This is a genomic window from Actinoplanes sp. NPDC089786 (assembly GCF_040684855.1).
Taxonomy (GTDB): domain Bacteria; phylum Actinomycetota; class Actinomycetes; order Mycobacteriales; family Micromonosporaceae; genus Actinoplanes.
This window is the reverse complement of the sequence record NZ_JBFBGU010000023.1, coordinates 141,347-147,346: the sequence shown is the minus strand read 5'-3', so window position 1 is coordinate 147,346 and position 6,000 is coordinate 141,347. Positions and strand designations below refer to the sequence as shown.

General features: G+C 64.3%; 6 protein-coding genes. 1 reads left to right on the top strand and 5 read right to left on the bottom strand.

Features of this window, described 5'->3' with window-relative positions:
* The 5 genes from AB0O15_RS39895 to AB0O15_RS39875 form a co-directional block, all read right to left on the bottom strand.
* Positions 1 to 1,237 (bottom strand): IS1380 family transposase (locus AB0O15_RS39895; RefSeq protein ID WP_364330536.1); only part of this gene is annotated, 1,237 nt, incomplete at its 3' end.
* 313 nt (positions 1,238 to 1,550) lie between these two features.
* A complete protein-coding gene (locus AB0O15_RS39890; RefSeq protein ID WP_364330517.1) occupies positions 1,551 to 2,258 on the bottom strand; it encodes a hypothetical protein in 708 nt (235 codons plus the stop codon).
* Between the two features lie 258 nt (positions 2,259 to 2,516).
* On the bottom strand, positions 2,517 to 2,744 hold the full coding sequence (locus tag AB0O15_RS39885) for a hypothetical protein (RefSeq protein ID WP_364330514.1): 228 nt from the start codon (positions 2,742 to 2,744) through the stop codon (positions 2,517 to 2,519).
* A gap of 664 nt (positions 2,745 to 3,408) precedes the next feature.
* Positions 3,409 to 3,876 (bottom strand): hypothetical protein, encoded by a 468-nt coding sequence (locus tag AB0O15_RS39880; protein WP_364330511.1) that lies wholly within the window; start codon positions 3,874 to 3,876, stop codon positions 3,409 to 3,411.
* A gap of 211 nt (positions 3,877 to 4,087) precedes the next feature.
* Positions 4,088 to 4,336, bottom strand: coding sequence for a winged helix-turn-helix domain-containing protein (locus AB0O15_RS39875; protein ID WP_130510866.1), 249 nt, complete (start codon positions 4,334 to 4,336; stop codon positions 4,088 to 4,090).
* Positions 4,337 to 5,270: 934 nt separating this feature from the next.
* Here AB0O15_RS39875 and AB0O15_RS39870 point away from each other — a divergent pair.
* Positions 5,271 to 5,936: a response regulator transcription factor gene (locus tag AB0O15_RS39870; RefSeq protein WP_364330508.1), complete on the top strand. Its 666-nt coding sequence runs from the start codon at positions 5,271 to 5,273 to the stop codon at positions 5,934 to 5,936.
* The last annotated feature ends 64 nt before the right edge of the window (positions 5,937 to 6,000 follow it).

Genomic DNA, 6,000 nt, shown 5'->3' with positions numbered 1-6,000 from the left:
AGCAGAGCAGGTCGATGCCGGTCAGGGCGAGCTCAAGCCAGGCTTGGTTGATGTGGAACTTCCGGGAGGGAAATCGGCCGAAGCCGGTGCTCTTGCCGGTGCGGATGCGGTCCTCAACGCGGGCGTGGCAGCGGTGCCGGACCTCGAGGAACTGAATCGAGCCGCCACCGACCGGTGTGTCGGTGGCGAACACCTGGTGACGCATCCCGTTGATCGTGTCGAACAGGGAGAGTTGCGCGCCGGGGTGCGGGCGTTCCCGGCGGCAGATCAGCCGGCTGCCGGCCGGGAAGCAGGCCAGCAGGCCCGGATCGATCAGGTCAGTCAGTTCGACGATTTCCGCGCCGTCGCGCAGGCTGCCGTCGCCGTCGACCGCCGCCACCCAGTCGCAGGCGTCGGTGATCGCGGCCCGGACGGGTTTGGTGATCGCGACACCGACGGAGAACTCGGTGTCCATGCCCTGCTGGCGCAGACCGCGAATGTGGGCGAGGAATTCGTGACTGCTGCCCGCGGAGTCGCTGCGGATGAGGATCGCATTGCCGTATCGCTGTGGCTCGGGAATCTGATCGAGGGCGTGACCCAGGACGGTCATGTGATCGGCGGCCGTGTTGCTGCCGGCGTTGCCCGGTCGCAGTATCCCGGCCAGAGCTTCACCGGTGGCGTCGAGGAAGCACAACAGCGGGTGGTAGCCGAACGAGGCCTTCCAGGTCGCCGCCGCCGATTCCTTCTCTGAATGCGCAAGCACGATCGTCGCGTCGATGTCCAGGACGAACCCGGGCAGCGCTTGGCCGAGCACCGTGGTGGCGGGCAGCGACCTGCGTGTCTCCAGCAGCTGGGCCCAGGCCAACTCCCGCGCGGCGGCGCGCGCAGCCCGCAACCGTTGCAGGGCCGGCTCATCAATCGAGTCGAGGACTCGCCACGCGGTCGGATCCGAGGCCACCGGCCCGAACAGGCCAGGCTGCTGCCGCAACACCGCCAGATCACTGATGGCTTCGCCGCCGTCAGCCAGCAGCACCGCCAGATCGACCGCGACCCGGCCCGGCTCATGCGCCGGCCGGCGCACCCCGTCTAACCCGAGCGATTGAACGAACCCGCTGGTCAACCCCGTCCTATCAGCGAGATCGGTGAGCAGCCGGGTGCCGGCATGGCCGACCACACCCCGAGCACCACCAGTGACAACAACCTTCGGACGCGTGCCGGTACTCTGCACCTTGAGAGTGCCTTCCGGTGATGGACAGATGGAACCCTAGACAAGTCCCATCGTTCCAGATCAGAAGGCACTTTCGCGTTTCCCGGGGCTTACTACCGGCTGCCCTTACTGAAGGGCCAGGGCTAGTTGCCTGCGCGGCCTTACCGGTTCGCAAGAGTCGGTGTATTGCGCCGTCCAAGGCCTCGACTTGCCGGTTAAGGCCGAACCAACCCAACCGATCCAAGGACGTGGCGATCAGATCGGCATGCTGCTGGGTTCCGGCGATTTCGCGAAGGTAGGTCACCCGCTCGATCACGTCCTGGCTGGAACGCACAATGAGCTCCTTCGCCACGAACCGGTCCGCTTAGCGGACGTCCACCGGGGCCATGGGCAGGCACCCGGCAAGCACGGCCTCGAAGATGCGCTGGGTCATCTGTCCCGCGGCGGCATACCGATGGGGCAGCAGCAGCACCGTGGCCAGGGCCCGGCCGTAGACGCTGGTGACGGTTTCGAAGGGGATCCGGCCGACGAAGCGGACGTTCGGCCACCGGTCGGTTTTCGTCCACTTTCCCGCGACTAGGTGCTCGACTCTGTTGGCGGCAGGTGCGAAGAACCGATCGAAGGGTTCGTCGCGGTCGTACTGGTTGCCGACGTAGGCGAGCGCCAGGTCACGGGGCTGGGCGGCGAGGGCGGCGGGGTCGGCCTGGGTTAGGAGCTCCTCGGCGACGGGGAAGAGCAGGACCTGCGCACCGGGGGTCGGCGTGAGGGCGGCCTCGCAGACCAGGGTGTGCGCGTTGCGGCGCCACGCGCTGTCGGTCGGCAGGGTGCGGTCCTTGTCCCAAATCACGGTGAGTGTCTCGAGTCGCGCGGTGTAGTGGTCGAGAAGCTGGGTCTGGCGGTGCAGGTCACAGGTATGGCCGTCGGCTCCGCACTCGGTGGTGTTACGGCCGGGGATGGGCCAGCGCCACTCCAGGAAGAGCAGGTCGATCTCCGGAACGCCTGCGTGGAAGGTGTAGGAGCCGCCGAGGTCGTCGCCGGCTTCGAGACGGTCGCGGTCGGCTTGCAGGAACACGATGTCGTGTCCCCGACCGGTGAGGGCGTCGATGAAAGGGCGGCGGTGGCTGCGGCCACCGTCAGGGGTATCGGTGATGCCGTTGCCGAGGAACCCCCAGAAGCTGTAACCAATTCTCATTGGTGATTCACCCTTTCCGCGTGTGACGGGATGTCAACTCAGGGACGGCCACTGCAGCGGAGCGCAACTGCGAAGGACACCGTTGGCTGGCAGGGGTCGCTGACGGTCGCCCGGAGTCACCCAGCAGCAGTGGCACGCTTAGGCGCTGTCGGTGTCTTCGGCGGCACGAGAATGCCGGTGTCGGATGTGGTCGCCGAGCAGGTCGACGATGTCGAACTCCAAGGCGATGCCGACGGCGACTCGCATGACGTCGGAGAGTTCCGCGGCCAGTTCCCGCGGGTCGAATTCACCGTGCTTCTGCCGTTTGAGTCCGGTCCCTGCCCAGATGTTGACCTGTTCGGCGACCTCGCCCGTTTCCTCGGCCAAGTGAGCAACCCGTTCGAAGGTGAAAACGATGCCTCACGATGAACGTAGCTCAACACTCGGATATAGGTCGGCCTCTTGTGCGCCACTCAGTCGTAAAACGCAATTCCTATTTCTGTGTTCTGGGGGCAGAAGATGCGGCATGCTTCCTAGCGAGCATTGTTCTTGAGTTGCGTGCGGCGTGGCATGTTCCTCGTCCCGGTAACCTACGCGGCCCGTATTCATTGCTCCTCGGGGCTCGACTCGAGGTTCAGTGGTCCACTAGGTGTCAGGTTCCACTCGTGCGAATGCACCAGCGGAACTTTTCCGCATGCGAGGAGTCGGTCAAGTACCGGCTGCATTTCGTCCCAACTTAACGCCTCGTCGCTCTCGACCCCCGCTGATTCCAGGAAAGGAATCGCCACCTTCCAGGTCTCTGAGTAAAGGCGCCATAGTTGATCAAGAGCGAAAGACGCTAGGTGCTCGCGAAATTCGCGCTTATCTGTGACAATCGCCCCGAGTGGGTGACCCCAACCCCGGCGAAGCGTTTCGCCAGCAGAGAAATGAAGAGCGCGGCTGGTGGCCGCATGAAGGTAATCATAAAGCTCTCGCTGATTAGCGCGCTCAGCAACCCAGTCGCCGGAGGGGAGAAGGCCGCCCGACCAACGGTATCTTTGCTGCAGCAGTTTTAGATGTTTCTTGACCTGCTCGCGCTCAAGCGCGGCAGCGTCCAGGAAGGTATGGGATACCAGAGTTTTGCCGTCACTTCGTCGCCGACATAGCTTCGCTGGGCCAACAACGATCTAATCGCGTCCCACTTACCAAGCGTCAGGAATAGCTCCTGGGACTCGGCGAGTTCAAGCTCACAGAAGAAGCCAAGATACATCACGTCTTCTAGAGACGCCCGTACAAAGGCTACACTTAGATGTCCCAGGCCATTTCGGCATAGCAATACGGCAGAATTGATACTCTCGAGCTGTCGGCGGAGTGCGTCATTAAAGGCCAAGGTGCGATAATCGGCTTCGACTTCAGACCATTTGAGGTCGCCGACACGAAGCAGTCTTTCCGCAATTTCCGCAAATTGCTCGGTGGCTTCAACGCGCTCGCTCAGGGGTGTCCCTTGAATGATGGCAGGGTGATCGTCCTCGTGTGACATTTCCTCAATATAGAGCACCTGGTTGCCCGGAAAGCATCATTTACGTCCATATCCATTTGCAGCAATCCGGGCGCGCTGGTCAGACTTTTCACCAATCACTCACCATCAGGGCAGACGCGTACCGCACCGCAGAACCCGCCACTCGTTGCAGCCGTTTGGAGTGCCTCGCGTCCGTACATGGGGGCCATGCGTGGACGCCGGCGAGCGGGCGTCATGGCGGGGAGACGAAAGTGCCGCGCTTCTCCACGGTGTAGACCAAGCCTCGTTCGCGCAGGAGCGCGACCGCTCGGCGTGCTGTCGTGCGGGCTACGCCCCACTCGGCGTGCATGTCGCCTTCGGTGGGGATGCGGTCGTGAGGTTGGAGCGTGCCTGCCTTGATGTCCGCTTCGATGTAGTCCGCGATCTGGACATAAACCGCCACCGGTCCGTCGTGGCGGAGAGAACGCGCGGACTTACTCATGAGGGCGACGTTAGAGCTGCTGCCACGTCTACCTATCGGCAGCTACAAGGCGATACGTAGCACTAGCAACGTAGACAAGCAGATACAAGATGGATACCTTGGAGGACGTCCGACGGTCGCTTGACCCCTGGACATCCGGCCGCCTGACAACGGCAGGTGAGAGGGAGGAACATGAGGAACAAGGAAGAGCCCGATGCGAACCAAGTCGAAGCGCGCCCAGGTTCTACGGCAGTCATGAAGTCGGCCTGCGAATCTGGGCAGTCGAGGGTTTCCCGGAGCCCGCAGCGGAGTTGCATCAAGGCCCCATCTGGGACGGCGATGAGGTCGACGCCTGGGCGGAAGCCGTCCGCAGTGCGATCGGGGATGAGCGGCAACGGCTCTGACATCCCTCGCGCAGCAACAACTTAACTGGACCAGCGACGGCCACCCCAGCTTTGGGGTGGCCGTCGGCTTTCGTATCACCCGCGAGCGTCGACAGCGTGCTATCAGCAGGTTCGGGTCGGCATTCGCCTGCCACGTGAACTGGTCAGACGGCCCTTCAGTGGATCACCGGCGACCAGCGTAGGGCGGTTCGCATGGTGCAACGTCCGCCCCACCCATTTTGAGCAAGGAAAACGCACCGTTCAACTTTCCAGTTGGGCGGTGCGAATTTTTTGGTGCCCAGTATGTGCGGTGAACGCCTTGAGCTGGGGAAACCTGCTTCTGGATGAAGCTCTCGCGGGGGGCTGGCGGCCCGACCCGACGGCCGAGATTGAGTGGCCGAGATCACTCCGGCCATGATCATCTCTAACCCTGAGCGCCGTTTAACAGTCGTCTCAGGTTCGCTCGGTATGAAGTAGGCCTCGCCGGCGACGCGGGTCTCGGCCTCGCCGGCATGGCCGAACGCGCCGCGCCGCGCTCTACGGCGGCACGACCCCCTGAAAGGCAGCCGTTCATGATCTCTGTGCTCGTGGTGGACGCCCAGCCGCTGCAGCGCTTCGGGTTTCGCATGCTGCTGGAGAGCACCCCCGACACCGAGATCGTCGGCGAGGCCGAGAACGGCGCCGAGGCCGTTCGGCGGATCACCGAGCTGCATCCCGACGTGGTGCTGATGGACATCCGCATGCCGGGCGTCGACGGGATCGAGGCCACCCGGCGCATCGTCGCCGCCGGTGGGCGTTCGCGGATCCTGGTGCTGACGACGTTCGACGTGGACCGGTACGTGCTCGCCGCGCTGCGGGCCGGGGCGAGCGGTTTCCTGCTCAAGGACATCCGCCCGGAGGAGCTGCTCGCCGGCATCCGGGCCGTCGCCGCCGGGGACGCGGTGATCGCGCCGGCGCTGACTCGGCGGCTGCTCGACGCGTTCGCCGACCGGCTCGAGGATGACCCCTGCGAGCCCGTGCGGGAGGATCCCCGGCTGGACTCCCTGACCGGCCGCGAGCGCCAGATCCTCGTCGCCATCGGCCACGGCCTCACCAACGGCGAGATCGCGCAACGGTTCACGCTGTCGGAGTCGACGGTGAAGACCCACGTCGGGCGGGTCCTCGCCAAGATCGGCGCACGGGACCGGATCCGGGCCGTCATCCTCGCCTACGACCTGAGACTCACCCGGCCGATCTAGCGCTTCATCTCGCGCGTCTGTCGGGGGCTCGACCGTAGTTCCCAGCCGCACCGATCCGCTTGCG